This is a genomic window from Chitinophaga pinensis (genome assembly GCF_007896845.1).
Taxonomy (GTDB): Bacteria; Bacteroidota; Bacteroidia; order Chitinophagales; family Chitinophagaceae; genus Chitinophaga; species Chitinophaga pinensis_C.
Genome location: NZ_VOHS01000004.1, coordinates 230,360 through 245,207 on the forward strand (window position 1 = coordinate 230,360; position 14,848 = coordinate 245,207).

The following is a 14,848-nucleotide window of genomic DNA, read 5'->3' on the forward strand; positions in this document are numbered from 1 at the left end:
TTCAGAGAATGGAGGCCGTTCGTCTTATGACGAACGGCTTTTCTATTGGCGGGCCTTAACTTTTTTTTAACCCTTCACATGTAACTTCCGGTTATCTTTGTCCGCTTAATTGTAAAATACCTATAATGGCCCGCCTATTTCTGACCTATGTACTGTTAATTACTTGTTTCTTGTTGGGGGGATGTCTGGATGATCGTTGGCAACGTGGCTACGTGGATGCATACGTACCCGTTTATGATAACAATCCCAGTCTCCGGCAGATCAGCTATCTGCCCGCAAGAAAAACCCAAAACGGAGGAAAGTTATATACCTACAACACTTACGTCCTTCAGGAAGAAAGTGACTCCGGATTGCATATTATCTCCTACCAGAATCCTGCAAATCCCGTTAAAACCGGATTTCTGCGTATCCCGGGCTTTCAGAAAGCGCTGGTGGATGGAGATTACCTGTATGCGGACAACTACAATGACCTGATCGTGGTTCCTTTGAAAGAACTGCCTTCGGTAGCACATGTAGCCCGTGTATCAAGAGCATGGACCCAGAAAGATTTTCCGCCTTTCCGTAGTGTGTACTTCGAATGTGCTGATCCTACAAAGGGAACGGTGATCGGCTGGCACCTGACAAAGGTGAATGATCCGAAATGCCGGACGCAATTCAGGTATTATGATGGCTATGGAGAGCAGAAGCCCCGCCTGAGTGCCGGTATAGTAGCCAACAGGGGATTTATCTATTTCGCTGACAATACAGACATCATATCTTATTCTGTGGCACAGCCGCTATCGCCTATACAGCAATCCAGATATCAGACTGGTGAGATGATGGATAGTCTGTACGTATTTAATGATATGCTGATGACTACGGATGTCAGGGGTACCGGTGGTTCACTGTACGATATTACTGATCCGAGGATGATACGATACAGGAATATGCTGGTCAATCTAAGCTCCTGTTATGCTATGCTGCCGGTTGACCGTTTTATTTACGCGGTTCCCAATCCTGCAAAGAAAATGTGTTACCCTGTGTCTTCTACTTCATTGACAGTAAACGAAATTAAAGATGACTATAGCATTGTGCCTATGAGTGCACTGCCTTTTGATTCAGCGTATGCACTGGCATTATCAGGTACGAATCTGTATGCGGCAACCGCGAAAGGTGTCAGCGTTGTGGATGTATCCGCATCGCCAACCCTGAAGCGGCTGGCAGATAAAAATGCAGATCCCTATATAGATGTGACGATCAGGGGGACACAACTGTATTGCCGTAGCAATAAAGGTATAGACTGTTATGACATCTCTTCTCCGGCTGCTATTAAGCTCATCTCAAAATTCGCCTATTAATGAAACACCTATACACTGTATCTGTCTGTATGTTCATTGCTATAGCTGCAATGGCACAAAATAAAAACAAGCCCGCCGATAAAACCGGAGAACCCGGTATCACCACACATCTGGTGTCTTACGCACATAGAACGCACAATGATGCAAGAGCAGAAAAGAAAGCACGGCCATTGCCTGATTCGATGCTGACGGGATGGAGAGTGAGTAGTAATCTGTTGACTCTGCATCATCCGGATGGGGGGATATCAGCTGCGGTGGAATATCGTTTCCGCCGAAATTGGAGCGTACTGCTGGAAGGTGGCTGGATCTTCATCGACGAGAAGAAACTGTATGATATGCGGGGACAATTTACACCGAAAGCCAAAGGATATTATGTGCGTCCGGAGATCAGGTATTACCTGTCGGGTAAACGCGGTAAGTATCGCATCTTCTTCTCACAGGACTTCTTTTACAGAAAGGTTAGTTTTTATGAAGAGCGTATCGTAAAAATGAATGTTAACCCTAATGATGGCGATTACGATTATGAACAACTGTCTACTTTCGGTAAAACCAAAGAGATGTTTGGAACAGATAGCAAGTTCGGTTTTCAGACCTACATGGGTAATACGCAAAGGATTATGTTTGAGGTCTATGTTGGATTGGGGGTGAAATACAGAAAGTTCACATACGACCGCCCTGTACCTGCGGACAGTTATCTTGAAGATAGGAAATACAATTTTGACTATGTGCCTGACAAGAATAATGTATGGGACGGTGCGTTTCCTGTGGGCCTTAAATTAGGTTACCGCTTCTGATCTGACATTCCGGTAAAAACTCAGCCTTATGAAAAAACATGTACTGTTAGCAATTTCTATACTGTTTATGTCTGGCGTTGTAGTGGCGCAGGACGAAAAGAAAACGGTTGAGAAAAAGACCTTCAACCGAAAAGGGCTGATATTGAATACCACGCTTAGTTCGCTGACGGAGCCGGAAGGTGGTCCCACATGGGGACTGGAATACCGCTTGTCTGAAAGTGTGGCGATCGGAGTAGATGCGACAGCTATTCTGTATGCATTACCTGAAACCTATAATGATGATAGCAGACGTGGTTTCCGTGTAAGACCTGAGATAAAACTATTTCCTTCGTGGTGGCGTAATCAACATCGTGCTTTCTATTTAAGTCTGATGGGAACTTATAAACAGACCACTTATGAAGATATCCGTTATCCGATGCCGGGTGCTATTGAATACCTGCAGAAATTTAAGAAGCGGGTTTACGCCGGTTCTGCCAATCTGGGCTTACAGCGTTATTTCGGTGAGCAGGGACGTTTTATAATGGATCTGTATGTTGGTGTCGGACTAAGGCATCGTCGTACAACACCCAATGATTCGTATTATTCTGAGTCCTGGGAAACCCCGTTTTTCAGAATTGATGAAGATGGGTTCAATCCACAGTTCGCATTTGGATTTAAGCTGGGCTACCGTTTCTGAAATTCCGTTATATTTGGTGAAAACCAAACAATCTTAACAGCCCCGCCACCTGGCGAGACTTAAATTTCTACGGATGAAAGAAGTATTTATAGTTTCAGCAGTGCGTACCCCCATCGGCTCTTTTAACGGCGCACTGTCAGCCCTGTCTGCGACACAACTGGGATCTATTGTTATGAAAGCGGCACTTGAAAAAGCGGGTGTACCGGCAACTGCGGTCAATGAAGTGTATATGGGGAATGTGCTCAGTGCCAATCTGGGGCAGGCGCCTGCCAATCAGGCCAGTATTCACGCAGGTATTCCGACCAATGTACCTTGTACAACTGTTAATAAAGTCTGCGCTTCCGGTATGAAAGCCATTATGTTAGGTGCACAAAGCATCCTCTCCGGCGATAATGATGTGGTTGTAGCAGGCGGGATGGAAAGCATGAGTAATGTACCCTATTATCTGGATAAAGCCCGTAATGGCTACAGACTCGGACATGGTGCGGTGACAGATGGTATCATCAGGGATGGCCTTTGGGATCCTTATAAGGATTTTCATATGGGTAATGCAGCAGAGCTTTGTGTGACGGAGTATAAGATCACCCGTGAAGAACAGGATGCTTACGCTGTTCAGAGTTATAAACGATCAGCAGCAGCGACTGAAAAAGGGTATTTTAAAAATGAGATCGTTCCTGTTGAAGTGCCTGGCAAACAGGTAGTTACTGTGGCAGAGGATGAGGATTATAAAAAAGTAAACTTCGATAAGATACCAACGCTGAAGCCTACTTTCCAGAAGGATGGTACAATCACAGCTGCCAATGCATCTAACCTGAATGATGGTGCTGCTGCGGTATTACTGGTAAGCGGGGAGAAGCTGAAAGAACTGGGACTGAAGCCACTGGCGAAGATCATCAGTTTTGCAGATGCTTCTCAGGCACCGGAATGGTTTACCACTACACCTGTAAAGGCTGTAACCAAGGCTCTGGAAAAAGCAAAGCTGACCGTAGCAGATATGGACTTTGTGGAAATCAATGAGGCATTTTCCTGCGTACCGATTGCCAATGAACGCGATCTGGGTATTCCTGAGGAGAAAGTCAATGTCTGGGGTGGAGCCGTTTCACTTGGACATCCTATTGGTTGTAGCGGTGCACGTATCGTAGTGACACTCAGCTCTATTCTCAACCAGCATAATGCCCGTTATGGTGTGGCTGGTATCTGTAATGGGGGCGGAGGCGCCAGTGCGATAGTGATAGAGGCAATTATGCATTGAGTTGACAATGGTTTCAATATTGGTCAATGAAGTGTTTATAATCATTTAATTTTAGCACTCAACTTATAAGCAAAGAGGGCGTTCCAACCACTGGAACGCCCTCTTTGCTATTATATTCCGAAAAGCTTCAGGAAATATAGCTGTTTAAAATCCGGGATCAATCAATTCCTAATTTCTCAGGGAGATCGTGGTATCCAGCTTGCTTCTGCCATCCAATTCATTCACCAGACTAATAGACAGTCGCACGCTATCTGTTCCTGCTCTTTCTGATTTGAATGCTGCAGGTTGTCCTTCCGGTTTGATTACATCTCCGGAGATCTTCTCAAACAGCCAGTATTTGTCTTCTATCAGACTATAACTGGGATAGCGGGACACGATATCTATGGATTTTGTCTGTATAGCATAATCATCGTCGATCTGGTAGCGTTTCAGGTCTCCGTCAGACAGCAATCCCATACCGGTGATCATGGTAATGATCCGTAATGGAGGTAATAGCAGTCCGAAGAGGAGCACGAAGGGAAATCCGTAAAAGGAGCAGAGATAGACCCATTTTCCGGATACTTCTTTGGGTGTCAATCCATACAGGAGGATCCCGGAGCCGGCATATAAGGTGAAAAATACTCTTTCCGTATAGGTGCCCTTGAATCCATAGCCGCTGATCAGCAGGAGGATGCACAGGATGGAAAATACACACATGGCCAGATGAAAATACCAGATCAGACCGGTGATCAAAGGTGCTTTTACCTTTTTTATCTTAAACGAGATGGCCGCCAGAAAACAGATACAAAGGACTGTGAGCGTAAACATAGGATAGGATATTAACTTATAACAGGCAGTGTTCCTGCTAATATATACAATATTTTATATATAGTATTTAAAATCTGAAAGCGCTTCCTCTGAACTTTTCCTTTGCTTTTTCACCAACAAACAATAATTTTGCCCCTGCCTTAATATAAATGAGGCAATTAACTTTCAAACTTTAAGAGTAACAGCATGCGTCAGATAGCTTTCAGACAAGCCTTACGAGAAGCCATGCAGGAAGAAATGCGTCGTGATGATCGCGTTTTCCTGATGGGAGAGGAAGTAGCAGAATACAATGGAGCCTACAAAGTTAGCCAGGGAATGCTGGATGAGTTTGGCCCTAAGAGAGTAATAGATACTCCAATCGCCGAGCTGGGTTTCACTGCTATCGCTGTTGGTGCAGCACAGAATGGTCTTCGCCCGATTGTTGAATTTATGACCTGGAACTTTGCTGTACTGGCACTGGATCAGATCCTGAATACAGCTTCTAAAATGCTGGCAATGAGTGGTGGACAGGTAGGTTGTCCTATCGTTTTCCGTGGACCGAACGGTTCTGCAGGTCAGCTGGGTGCACAGCACTCCACTGCATTCGAAAGCTACTATGCGAACATCCCGGGTTTAAAAGTTATATCAGTATCTAACCCATATGATGGTAAAGGTCTGCTGAAAGCAGCTATCCGTGACAACGATCCGGTTGTTTTCATGGAGAGCGAGGTTGGTTACGGCGATATGGGCGATGTTCCTGAAGAAGAATACATCATCCCAATTGGTAAAGCAGATATCAAACGTGCTGGTAAAGACGTAACAATCGTTTCTTTCAACAAAATGATGAAAGTTGCGCTGAGTGCTGCTGAAGAACTGGCTAAAGAAGGTATTGAGGCTGAAGTGATCGACCTGCGTACTATTCGTCCGCTGGACTGGTTCACTATTCTGGAATCAGTTAAGAAAACCAACCGTCTGGTGATCGTTGAAGAACAGTGGCCATTTGCCAGCGTTTCTTCTGAGATCTCTTACCGTATCCAGAAAGAAGGTTTCGACTATCTGGATGCTCCGATCCGTCGTATTACTGCTGCGGATGCACCTATGCACTACGCGCCAAACCTGGTGAAGGGTTACCTGCCAGACGTTGAACGCACAGTGAAACTGGTGAAAGAAGTAATGTACATGAAGAAGTAAGTAATTACTATAAAAGGAAAGGCCGGCCTGATTATCAGGCCGGCCTTTCCTTTTATAGTAATTTAAAAATAAGAATTCCTCAATCATCTCTCATAAAAGGCAAGCGGCACTTCATTGAAATGCCGCTTGCCTTTTTTACCTTATGATCAGCCGTGGAGATCTCCGAGGCATTTCAATGCTTAATTTCTTCTCTCTGTTCAGCTTCCAAACAGATCGGATGACAGATACCTGTCTCCTCTGTCACAAATAATACACACCAGCACTCCTTTGTCCAGCTCTCTTGAGATCCTTTCTGCTGCTGAAACAGCGCCTCCGCTGCTCATACCACAGAAAATACCCTCGTCTTTTGCCAGCCGGCGGGTCATAGCTTTGGCTTCTTCCTCAGAAATATCCATGATACGGTCTACCCTTGAACGGTCAAATATTTTAGGCAGATAGGCTTCCGGCCATTTCCGGATACCAGGGATCTTGCTACCTTCTGTCGGTTGACAACCAACGATCTGTACGTCATTGTTTTGCTCTTTCAGGTATTGGGATACGCCCATAATAGTACCGGTGGTCCCCATTGCGCTGACAAAATGAGTAACGCCGTGGTGGGTGTCCCGCCATATTTCCGGACCGGTGGTTTTGTAGTGCATGCCGTAGTTATCCGGATTGGCAAACTGGTTCAGCATATGATAACCGCCTTTTGCTACCTGTTCGTTGGCATAATCAATAGAGCCTTCCATAGAGGCTTCTTTGGGTGTCAGTACGACTTTCGCACCAAAAGCTTCCATGGTCAGCACCCGTTCCCGGGTAGCGTCTTCCGGCATAACAAGTTCTATTTCCACACCAAACAGACTGGCGATCATTGCCAGGGCAATACCTGTATTACCGCTGGTCGCCTCGATCAGTTTGATACCCGGTTTGATCTCTCCTCTGTCCAATGCGCCCTTGATCATACCATAGGCGGCTCTGTCTTTTACACTTCCTCCCGGATTATTTCCTTCCAGCTTTGCGTAAATAGTAACATCGGGGTTGGCGCTGACACTTTTGAGCGCTACCATCGGGGTGTTACCAACAAGATCTAATATCGAATGCATTTAATAACTATTTTCTACTACGTTAACACTGCCATCAGCCCGGTAATAGATCCGGCTGAAGGGGGCAGTACTTTTAATAAGCCATACATTACCACCGATGATACTGTGGTGTCCAACCACGGTATCTCCACCCAGAATGGTAGCACCGGCATATATAATGACATGATCTTCAATAGTGGGATGGCGTTTGCTGCGGGCCATGTCTTTGTCCACGCTCAGCGCTCCCAGTGTAACACCCTGATATAGTTTAACATTGGAGCCGATAACAGTCGTTTCTCCAATGACAATACCGGTGCCGTGATCTATGCAGAAATAGGGGGCAATGACGGCCGCAGGATGTATATCGATACCAGTACAGCTGTGGGCCCGTTCTGTGATCATACGGGGCAGCAGTGGTATTTTCAGCTGATGAAGTGCGTGTGCAATACGATAAAACGCGATGGCATAAAAACCGGGATAAGCCCTGATGACTTCATACATGCAGGTAGCAGCAGGGTCGCCTTTATAAATGGCTTCTGCGTCTTTCTGCAGCGCGTCATATATAACAGCTGCCTGTTCCATGAACTGGTGGCTCAGTTCTTCGGCAGCAGCAGGCAGTTGCTGTTGCATTGGCGACAGCAATTGCTGCAATTCAGTCTGCAGCATGTGTGCGTATTCTTCCAGTAACACAATATCAGATATCACCTTTCCGGTATATTCTGGAAAAAGCCAGTTTATAAAGTTGTTGGCAAAGTCGTTCACCGCACTGGTAGGCGGATAAGCAGTAGCTGCAGCCAGCTGATGCCTCCGCCTTAATTCTTCTAAAAGTTGTTGCATATCCAAGTGAATTACAGGATTGAGGGAAAACGATCATTGAAATTACGTATTAATGTCGAAAGTCCATAAGGACTGTAGACAAATAAACCGGGTTTAACAGCATTTGTTATCTTGTCTACGATCAAGTATTTTGCCGTAATTTTGTTCGTTGTTCACTAAAATAATGATATGGCCAGCATTCTGATAATTGATGATGAGAAAAGCATACGTAAAACGCTATCCGAAATCCTGAGTTATGAGGGGTATAAAGTAGAAGAGGCAGCAGATGGTGCTGAAGGCTTCAAATTATTCAAGGATAAGCAGTACGACGCTGTACTCTGCGATATAAAAATGCCCAAAATGGACGGGCTGGAATTTCTGGAAAAAGCCAGGGAGATCAATACGGATGTGCCCATTATCATGGTATCAGGTCACGGAAATATCGATACAGCCGTAGAAGCAGTAAAAAAAGGCGCTTACGACTATATCTCCAAACCGCCGGATCTTAACAGGTTGCTGATCACCCTGCGTAATGCAATGGATAAGACCAATCTGGTGACAGAAACTAAGACGCTGCGCCGTAAAGTGAACAAAACACAGGAAATGATCGGGACTTCAGCGCCCATCCTGAAAATAAAAGAAACGATTGAAAAAGTTGCACCAACTGATGCCCGTGTACTAGTAACCGGCGAAAACGGGGTTGGTAAAGAACTGGTGGCCCGCTGGCTGCATGAGCTGAGCAACCGTGCTGCGGGTCCTATTGTGGAAGTGAACTGTGCCGCTATCCCTAGTGAGCTGATTGAAAGTGAACTATTTGGTCATGAAAAAGGCTCCTTTACATCTGCAGTAAAACAGCGTATTGGTAAGTTTGAACAGGCCAACGGTGGTACACTGTTCCTCGACGAGATTGGCGATATGAGCCTCAGTGCACAGGCAAAAGTACTGAGAGCCCTGCAGGAAGGTAAGATCACCCGTGTAGGTGGTGATAAAGAGATCAGCGTGGATGTACGTGTGGTAGCAGCGACCAATAAAGATCTGCTGAAAGAAGTGGAGGACAAGAACTTCCGTCTGGACCTTTACCATCGTCTCAGTGTGATCCTGATCCATGTACCTTCCCTGAATGATCGTCGGGAGGATATTCCGGCACTCGTAGAGCATTTTCTCGACAGCGCCTGTCAGGAATACGGGATGGCAAGAAAATCGATCGATAAGGAGGCTATGAAGGCTTTACAACAGCATAACTGGTCCGGAAATATCCGCGAACTGGGTAATGTGGTAGCCCGACTGGTGATCCTCTCCGGAAAAACCATTACGCCGGAAGATGTATATGATTATGTATTGCCGGCAAGAGACAAGAAGAAAGTAAACGCATAAGATATAAGGGCTGTTCTGCAAGGGACAGCCTTTGTTTTTTCCCATCCATTTTTCGTAAACTATCATGGAAAAACACCTGTACCTGCTCAGTGGCATGGGAGCAGACGAAAGAATCTTCAAAAACCTGCATTATCCCGCAGGATATACTGTCCACTACCTTGAGTGGCTGACACCCTCACCTGAAGAAAGTTTCCCGGAATATGCAGCCCGTATGGCAACAAGGATCGAACATGACGATGTGACCCTGATGGGTGTCTCATTTGGCGGTATGCTGGCTGTGGAGATAGCCCGCCAGCGTCCTGTGAGTAAAGTGATCCTGATCAGTAGTATTAAGCAGACCAGCGAAAGACCGCCGTATCTGGGCTGGGTGAAGAAAACAGGGCTGCTGGCATTACTCCGCTTACCCGATTCCATCATCTTTACCCGCAGAAAGGGCGTCGTGAAGCTATTCCTGAATGCCGAAACAGAAGAGGAGATCGCCTTGCTGTCTGACTATATGAAAAAGACCTCTTATGGCTATCTGCGCTGGGGTATCCGGGTGATCGTGCACTGGTCTAATGACTTCATACCCGCTTCCATTGTGCATATTCATGGTGGCCGCGACAAGGCTTTTCCACTCCGTTTTATCAAAGCTGACTATACAATCCCGGATGGCGGGCATTTCATGGTATACAACCGGGCGGCTGAAATCAGCCGTATTTTGAGCCGGGAACTGGTCTGAACCGCTCCTGTACAGGCCCGATTGATACCGGCGGCTGGAATATCATAAGCCTGACCTATACAGAAAGGGGTCGATTTCAAGGGCCTTACATGTAAAAAAGTTTATTAAATCAACCTAATCCACTTATTTTAGCAAAACTTTTGATTAGTATTATTTAGCTTGCAGCACACAGTATCTTATATTTGATCTTTAAAATATCTTAAACGAATCTTAATGAACCTGGCTTTTTGGAGAAGAAATAAAGAGGGTCAGCCAAAGAAGAAGAAATCTGCCGTAAGAGAGTGGTTTGATGCTGCGATTTTCGCCATCATCGCTGCTACTTTGATACGCACTTTTATTTTTGAGGCGTACACAATCCCAACCCCATCTATGGAAAAGACCTTACTGGTAAACGACTTTCTGTTTGTCAGCAAGATCAGTTACGGTCCACGTATTCCTATGACGCCGCTGGCTGTTCCGTTTACCCACCACACGCTGCCATTTACCAGGTACAGCAAAGCTTATTCTGAAGCAGTACAATGGAAATACAGACGTCTGCCGGGCTTCTCAGATGTTGAGCGTTACGATGTTGTTGTATTTAACTTCCCCGAAGGTGATACTGTAGCACTGGAACAACAGGAACAGAGCTACTATCAGCTGATAAGATATTATGGACGTGATAATGTATGGGAACAGAACCATGTTACTTCCCGTCCTGTAGATAAACGTGAGAACTACATCAAGCGTTGTATGGCTGTTCCGGGTGACACGCTGTCCATCAAAGAAGGTGTTGTTTATATCAATAGCGTACAGGCGCCTATTCCACCTGAAAGTGAGCGTCGCTACTGGGTTAAAACCACCGGCGACCCTTTGAATCCAACCCGTCTGGATGAACTGGACATTGATCCGAATCCTGCTGGTGTGTTTGATTCTGCACTCTTCCGTTATGACCTGACGCCCGGTATGGCTAACATGCTGAGCACATGGCCGGTCGTAAAAGAAGTAAAACCTTATGTGAGAGCTGCTACGCAGGAGATTCAGGTCTTCCCGCATGACACTGCTCATTACAAATGGACAGAACACAACTTTGGTCCGCTGTATATTCCAAAGAAAGGGGTAACTGTGCATATCGACAGCACCAATATTGCTTTCTATGACCGTATCATCAGCGTATACGAAGGCAATAAACTGGAAGCTAAAAATGGTCAGTTCTATATCAATGATAAACCAGCTAATAACTACACCTTCAAGATGAACTACTACTGGATGATGGGTGACAACCGTGATAACTCACTGGATTCCCGTTTCTGGGGTTTTGTGCCTGAAGATCACATTGTAGGTAAAGCATGGTTGATATGGATGAGCTATGGACATGGTACTATCCGTTGGAACAGGTTGTTCAAAACAATTAAGTAATAACGATTACAGATCCGATGTGATAAACATCGGCTCTTAAAATAATAAAGAAAAAGGCGTTTCATTGAAACGCCTTTTTCTTTATATTACTGAACACGGAGATCTTCGCGACATCCTATTTTTAATTCGTAACTCCTAATTCATCGTTTCACTTATGGACATCCGCAAACACTCTTTCGAATACCATACCTTCCCTGACAGTGCAGCCTTACCCACAGCTGATCTGCGTTTACTGGAAGAAGCCCGTGAAGTGACTGCTCAGGCATATGCGCCATATTCCAATTTTTATGTAGGTGCTGCGATCTTACTGGCCAATGGCATCGTAGTGAGGGGTACCAATCAGGAAAACGCCTCTTTCCCTGCCGGTATCTGTGCGGAAAGAGTAGCCCTGTCCACAGCTGCATCGCTATACCCCGGGGTACCTATCCTGACAATTGCTGTCAGTTACCATAATCCTAATGGTAGCAATGACGCTCCGATCTCTCCTTGCGGCATCTGCCGTCAGACGCTGCTGGAGTATGAAGGTCGTCAGCAGCAGGCCATCAGGATCATTATGAGCGGGCAGACCGGAAAAGTATTTGTTATTCCCACAGTCAGACATCTTCTTCCCCTGGCATTCACAGCAGAGGATATGCAATAAATTTACTATATTTGTTGTAGTCCGTACGATACCCTATGCTGAATATCCGTATCTTATGTCCTTTGTTATGGGCTATCCTATTTGCACAAGTTGTTATGGCTTTTCCTGGAAATAAATTAAAGAGTCTTTACAAAGAAGGTATCAGTTACCGGCATGCCGGAGAACTCGATGCTGCAAAGAAGTGCTTTAAAGAAATTTTGCGTCGTGACAGTGGTTATGCATCAGCTTATCTGCAGTTGGCAGAAATTTCCGTGCTGGAAGAGGTCTATCCGGAAAGTATCATCTGGTACAGGGAATATCTGCGTCTGGAAGATGATCAACCATCTGCATGGTATGCAATAGGTGTGTTGTATTTCAATACGAAGGATTTCCGTGCTGCTGTTCAGGCATTTGAAACAGCTACAAAAAAGGGGCGGCGGCAGGATGCCGATTATTGTCTGACAATCGGTACGGCTTATCTGCATATCAAAGAGACGGATAAGGGGATATTACATCTGCAGACCTGTCTTGAATTACGTCAGGATGATACAAGAGCCTTGCAAGCATTGGCTCATCATTATTATCTCGCTGGTGAATATGTGGCTGCTGTTACTTATTGGGATCGTTTACTGCGGATACAACCTGCGAATGCATTCGCCATGTTTCTGTTGGGTAAATCGTATATCGGTAAAGGAGAGGTAGCAAAAGGGGAGGCTCTTTGTGACAAAGCCTTACAAGTCGTTCAATAATAACCTGGTATAAAAAGCGAAAGCGTCCACCATTGGCGGACGCTTTCGCTTTTTATACCAGGTTGGTCATTACATTCTTTCCGGCACTTCGATACCCAATAACTTCATGCTCTTAGCAATGGTGTTTGCAGTCAGTTTGATGATCTGTAAACGCAATTTCTGTTTTTCAGATGTTTCAGCCTGTCTTACGGAATGAACCGGTATACCATCTTTTTTCTCCGCATAGAAAGAGTTGAAAGTCTGTGCCAGCTGATAGGCGTAGTTGGCAATGACTGACGGACTCATTTCTTTGGCGGCTTCTTCCAGTACATTTTCATACTGTTCGTTCAGTACGATCAGGTCTTTCTCTAATGGTGTCAGGCTGCCCTTATGACAGTAACCTTCCAACTTATCTATGTCCGGTGCTATTTCACGCAGGATCGATTTAATACGTGCATATGCGTATTGTACGAAGGCACTGGTGAATCCCTGCAGACTGATAGATTCTTTTGGATCGAATACCATCTTCTTTTTCGGATCTACACGTAACAGGAAGAATTTAAGACCACCGAGACCTATCATGTTGTAAAGTAATCCCTGTGCATCCTCGCTCATGTCATTGAGTTTACCGGATTCTTTGGTCTGTTCAGCCGCTGTTGCGATCATCTCGTCAATCAGGTCATCTGCGTCTACAACGGTACCTTCACGACTTTTCATACGGCCACTCGGCAGCTCCACCATACCGTAAGACAAGTGGTAAATACCGTCAGCACAAGGCTCCTGTAATTTCTGAAGGATCAGCTGCAGTACTTTAAAGTGGTAGTTCTGTTCATCTGCCACTACGTACAGGCTTTGGTCCATCTGGTAGTCTGCATATTTCAGACGGGCAGTACCAAGGTCCTGCGTCATATATACGGAAGTACCATCGCCACGCAGTAACAGTTTTTCATCCAGTCCGTCGGCGGTGAGGTCGATCCATACGGAGTTATCCTCTTTTTTGAACAATATACCTTTTGCGAGTCCTTCTTCTACGAGGTCTTTACCAAGCAGGTAGGTTTCGCTTTCATAGTACATTTTGTCAAAGTCGATGCCAAGACGTTTGTAAGTCTGATCAAAACCTTTGTATACCCAGCCGTTCATGGTGGCCCAGAGCGCCCTTACTTCAGGGTTACCGGCTTCCCATTGTTGCAGCATGATTTTCGCTTGCTGCATAATTTCTGTCTGCTTACGCGACAGTTCCTTGATCTCGTCATTCAGCTTATCCAGTTTTTCCTGGTCAGCTTGTATTTCAGGCTTATGGAAAACAGCTACCAGTTTCTCCATGCGTTCTTTATCAGCCCCTTCAAAGTCTTTATAATCATGTTCTAACGCACGGGCAATAATGGGTTCTGTCTGTTCTTTCAGAATAGATTCAAACTTCACGTAGTAGTCGCCCACCAGATGATCACCTTTGATACCGGTTGATTCGGGGGTATCGCCATGAGCAAACAGCTGCCATGCCAGCATGGATTTACAGATGTGAATACCTCTGTCATTTACCAGATTGGCTTTGATCACTTCATAACCATTGGCTTTCAGTATCTCAGATACGGCATAACCCAGAAAGTTATTACGCAGGTGACCCAGATGCAAAGGTTTGTTAGTATTGGGAGAAGAGTATTCCACCATCACTTTCTTACCATTGGATGGTTTCTTACCACTATTGCGGTTATTGAAGTGTTGCTGCAGGTATTGCGCCCAATATTGTTCGTTGACCTGGATGTTCAGGAAACCTTTGATCACATTGTATCCTGCTACGAGGTCAGGATTGTGTTCCTGCAGGTATTTACCCAGTCGATCAGCAGTTTCTTCGGGTTTTAAGCGGCTGAATTTAGTAAAAGGGAACACCAGTATGGTGTATTCACCTTCGAATTCAGGTTTCGTAGTATTGATAGCAATGTCCTTCGCAGGAATTGTCTGGTCAAAAAGCGTCTTAATTGCTGCGGCAGCAGCAGATTTTATGGATTGTACAACACTCATGCTGATAAACGGTTAATGCAAAAAGTAACGTCAAAGGTATAAAAAATCTGGCGGGGGAGAGGAAGGAGGCAATAATATA

At 45.3% G+C, this 14,848-nt stretch carries 14 protein-coding genes; 10 read left to right on the forward strand and 4 right to left on the reverse strand.

What is annotated here, in order from left to right; translation table 11 throughout:
* Positions 1 to 125: 125 nt before the first annotated feature.
* The 4 genes from FEF09_RS05945 (at position 126) to FEF09_RS05960 (ending at position 4,059) form a co-directional block, all read left to right on the forward strand.
* Entirely contained in the window at positions 126 to 1,337 is a 1,212-nt protein-coding gene (locus tag FEF09_RS05945) for a hypothetical protein (protein ID WP_146304259.1), read from the forward strand.
* Positions 1,337 to 2,131 carry a DUF3575 domain-containing protein gene (locus FEF09_RS05950; RefSeq protein ID WP_146304260.1) on the forward strand — a complete coding sequence of 265 codons (795 nt, stop codon included), beginning with the start codon at positions 1,337 to 1,339 and terminating at the stop codon, positions 2,129 to 2,131. The genes FEF09_RS05945 and FEF09_RS05950 overlap by 1 nt, the downstream gene beginning before the upstream one ends.
* A gap of 28 nt (positions 2,132 to 2,159) precedes the next feature.
* The gene (locus FEF09_RS05955) at positions 2,160 to 2,807 is read left to right on the forward strand and encodes a hypothetical protein (protein WP_146304261.1); all 648 of its coding nucleotides are present in this window, start codon (positions 2,160 to 2,162) and stop codon (positions 2,805 to 2,807) included.
* 73 nt (positions 2,808 to 2,880) lie between these two features.
* Positions 2,881 to 4,059: an acetyl-CoA C-acyltransferase gene (locus tag FEF09_RS05960; RefSeq protein ID WP_146304262.1), complete on the forward strand. Its 1,179-nt coding sequence runs from the start codon at positions 2,881 to 2,883 to the stop codon at positions 4,057 to 4,059.
* 168 nt (positions 4,060 to 4,227) lie between these two features.
* Here the strand turns inward: FEF09_RS05960 and FEF09_RS05965 are convergent, their stop codons facing one another.
* Entirely contained in the window at positions 4,228 to 4,866 is a 639-nt protein-coding gene (locus FEF09_RS05965; protein ID WP_146304263.1) for a hypothetical protein, read from the reverse strand.
* A 186-nt stretch (positions 4,867 to 5,052) separates the two neighbouring features.
* On the opposite strand from FEF09_RS05965, the gene FEF09_RS05970 reads away from it, so the two are divergent.
* Positions 5,053 to 6,036, forward strand: a complete 984-nt coding sequence (locus tag FEF09_RS05970; RefSeq protein WP_012794009.1) for a pyruvate dehydrogenase complex E1 component subunit beta — start codon at positions 5,053 to 5,055, stop codon at positions 6,034 to 6,036.
* A 197-nt stretch (positions 6,037 to 6,233) separates the two neighbouring features.
* Here FEF09_RS05970 and cysM read toward each other — a convergent pair whose 3' ends face one another.
* Complete coding sequence (gene cysM, locus FEF09_RS05975) at positions 6,234 to 7,118, reverse strand: cysteine synthase CysM (protein WP_146304264.1); 885 nt, start codon at positions 7,116 to 7,118, stop codon at positions 6,234 to 6,236.
* Positions 7,119 to 7,934, reverse strand: a complete 816-nt coding sequence (locus FEF09_RS05980) for a serine O-acetyltransferase (RefSeq protein WP_146304265.1) — start codon at positions 7,932 to 7,934, stop codon at positions 7,119 to 7,121.
* A 168-nt stretch (positions 7,935 to 8,102) separates the two neighbouring features.
* On the opposite strand from FEF09_RS05980, the gene FEF09_RS05985 reads away from it, so the two are divergent.
* The 5 genes from FEF09_RS05985 to FEF09_RS06005 all read left to right on the forward strand — a co-directional run bounded on the left by FEF09_RS05985 (position 8,103) and on the right by FEF09_RS06005 (position 12,771).
* The gene (locus tag FEF09_RS05985; protein ID WP_146304266.1) at positions 8,103 to 9,287 is read left to right on the forward strand and encodes a sigma-54-dependent transcriptional regulator; all 1,185 of its coding nucleotides are present in this window, start codon (positions 8,103 to 8,105) and stop codon (positions 9,285 to 9,287) included.
* A 64-nt stretch (positions 9,288 to 9,351) separates the two neighbouring features.
* Positions 9,352 to 10,008 carry an alpha/beta fold hydrolase gene (locus tag FEF09_RS05990; protein ID WP_146304267.1) on the forward strand — a complete coding sequence of 219 codons (657 nt, stop codon included), beginning with the start codon at positions 9,352 to 9,354 and terminating at the stop codon, positions 10,006 to 10,008.
* Positions 10,009 to 10,221: 213 nt separating this feature from the next.
* Complete coding sequence (lepB, locus tag FEF09_RS05995; RefSeq protein WP_146304268.1) at positions 10,222 to 11,403, forward strand: signal peptidase I; 1,182 nt, start codon at positions 10,222 to 10,224, stop codon at positions 11,401 to 11,403.
* Between the two features lie 154 nt (positions 11,404 to 11,557).
* Complete coding sequence (gene cdd / locus FEF09_RS06000) at positions 11,558 to 12,043, forward strand: cytidine deaminase (RefSeq protein ID WP_146304269.1); 486 nt, start codon at positions 11,558 to 11,560, stop codon at positions 12,041 to 12,043.
* A 95-nt stretch (positions 12,044 to 12,138) separates the two neighbouring features.
* Positions 12,139 to 12,771, forward strand: a complete 633-nt coding sequence (locus tag FEF09_RS06005) for a tetratricopeptide repeat protein (protein ID WP_186774204.1) — start codon at positions 12,139 to 12,141, stop codon at positions 12,769 to 12,771.
* A gap of 69 nt (positions 12,772 to 12,840) precedes the next feature.
* Here the strand turns inward: FEF09_RS06005 and FEF09_RS06010 are convergent, their stop codons facing one another.
* A complete protein-coding gene (locus tag FEF09_RS06010) occupies positions 12,841 to 14,769 on the reverse strand; it encodes an arginine--tRNA ligase (RefSeq protein WP_146304271.1) in 1,929 nt (642 codons plus the stop codon).
* Between the last annotated feature and the right edge of the window lie 79 nt (positions 14,770 to 14,848).

Excerpts from the sequence above, each read along its gene's own strand:
- FEF09_RS05990 (WP_146304267.1), top strand. The coding sequence starts at position 9,352 with ATGGAAAAACACCTGTACCTGCTCAGTGGCATGGGAGCAGACGAAAGA.
- FEF09_RS05970 (WP_012794009.1), top strand. The coding sequence starts at position 5,053 with ATGCGTCAGATAGCTTTCAGACAAGCCTTACGAGAAGCCATGCAGGAA.
- FEF09_RS06005 (WP_186774204.1), top strand. The coding sequence starts at position 12,139 with ATGGCTTTTCCTGGAAATAAATTAAAGAGTCTTTACAAAGAAGGTATC.
- cysM (WP_146304264.1), bottom strand. The coding sequence starts at position 7,118 with ATGCATTCGATATTAGATCTTGTTGGTAACACCCCGATGGTAGCGCTC.
- FEF09_RS05980 (WP_146304265.1), bottom strand. The coding sequence starts at position 7,934 with ATGCAACAACTTTTAGAAGAATTAAGGCGGAGGCATCAGCTGGCTGCA.
- FEF09_RS05945 (WP_146304259.1), top strand. The coding sequence starts at position 126 with ATGGCCCGCCTATTTCTGACCTATGTACTGTTAATTACTTGTTTCTTG.
- FEF09_RS05960 (WP_146304262.1), top strand. The coding sequence starts at position 2,881 with ATGAAAGAAGTATTTATAGTTTCAGCAGTGCGTACCCCCATCGGCTCT.
- FEF09_RS05985 (WP_146304266.1), top strand. The coding sequence starts at position 8,103 with ATGGCCAGCATTCTGATAATTGATGATGAGAAAAGCATACGTAAAACG.
- cdd (WP_146304269.1), top strand. The coding sequence starts at position 11,558 with ATGGACATCCGCAAACACTCTTTCGAATACCATACCTTCCCTGACAGT.
- FEF09_RS06010 (WP_146304271.1), bottom strand. The coding sequence starts at position 14,769 with ATGAGTGTTGTACAATCCATAAAATCTGCTGCTGCCGCAGCAATTAAG.
- FEF09_RS05965 (WP_146304263.1), bottom strand. The coding sequence starts at position 4,866 with ATGTTTACGCTCACAGTCCTTTGTATCTGTTTTCTGGCGGCCATCTCG.
- FEF09_RS05950 (WP_146304260.1), top strand. The coding sequence starts at position 1,337 with ATGAAACACCTATACACTGTATCTGTCTGTATGTTCATTGCTATAGCT.
- lepB (WP_146304268.1), top strand. The coding sequence starts at position 10,222 with ATGAACCTGGCTTTTTGGAGAAGAAATAAAGAGGGTCAGCCAAAGAAG.
- FEF09_RS05955 (WP_146304261.1), top strand. The coding sequence starts at position 2,160 with ATGAAAAAACATGTACTGTTAGCAATTTCTATACTGTTTATGTCTGGC.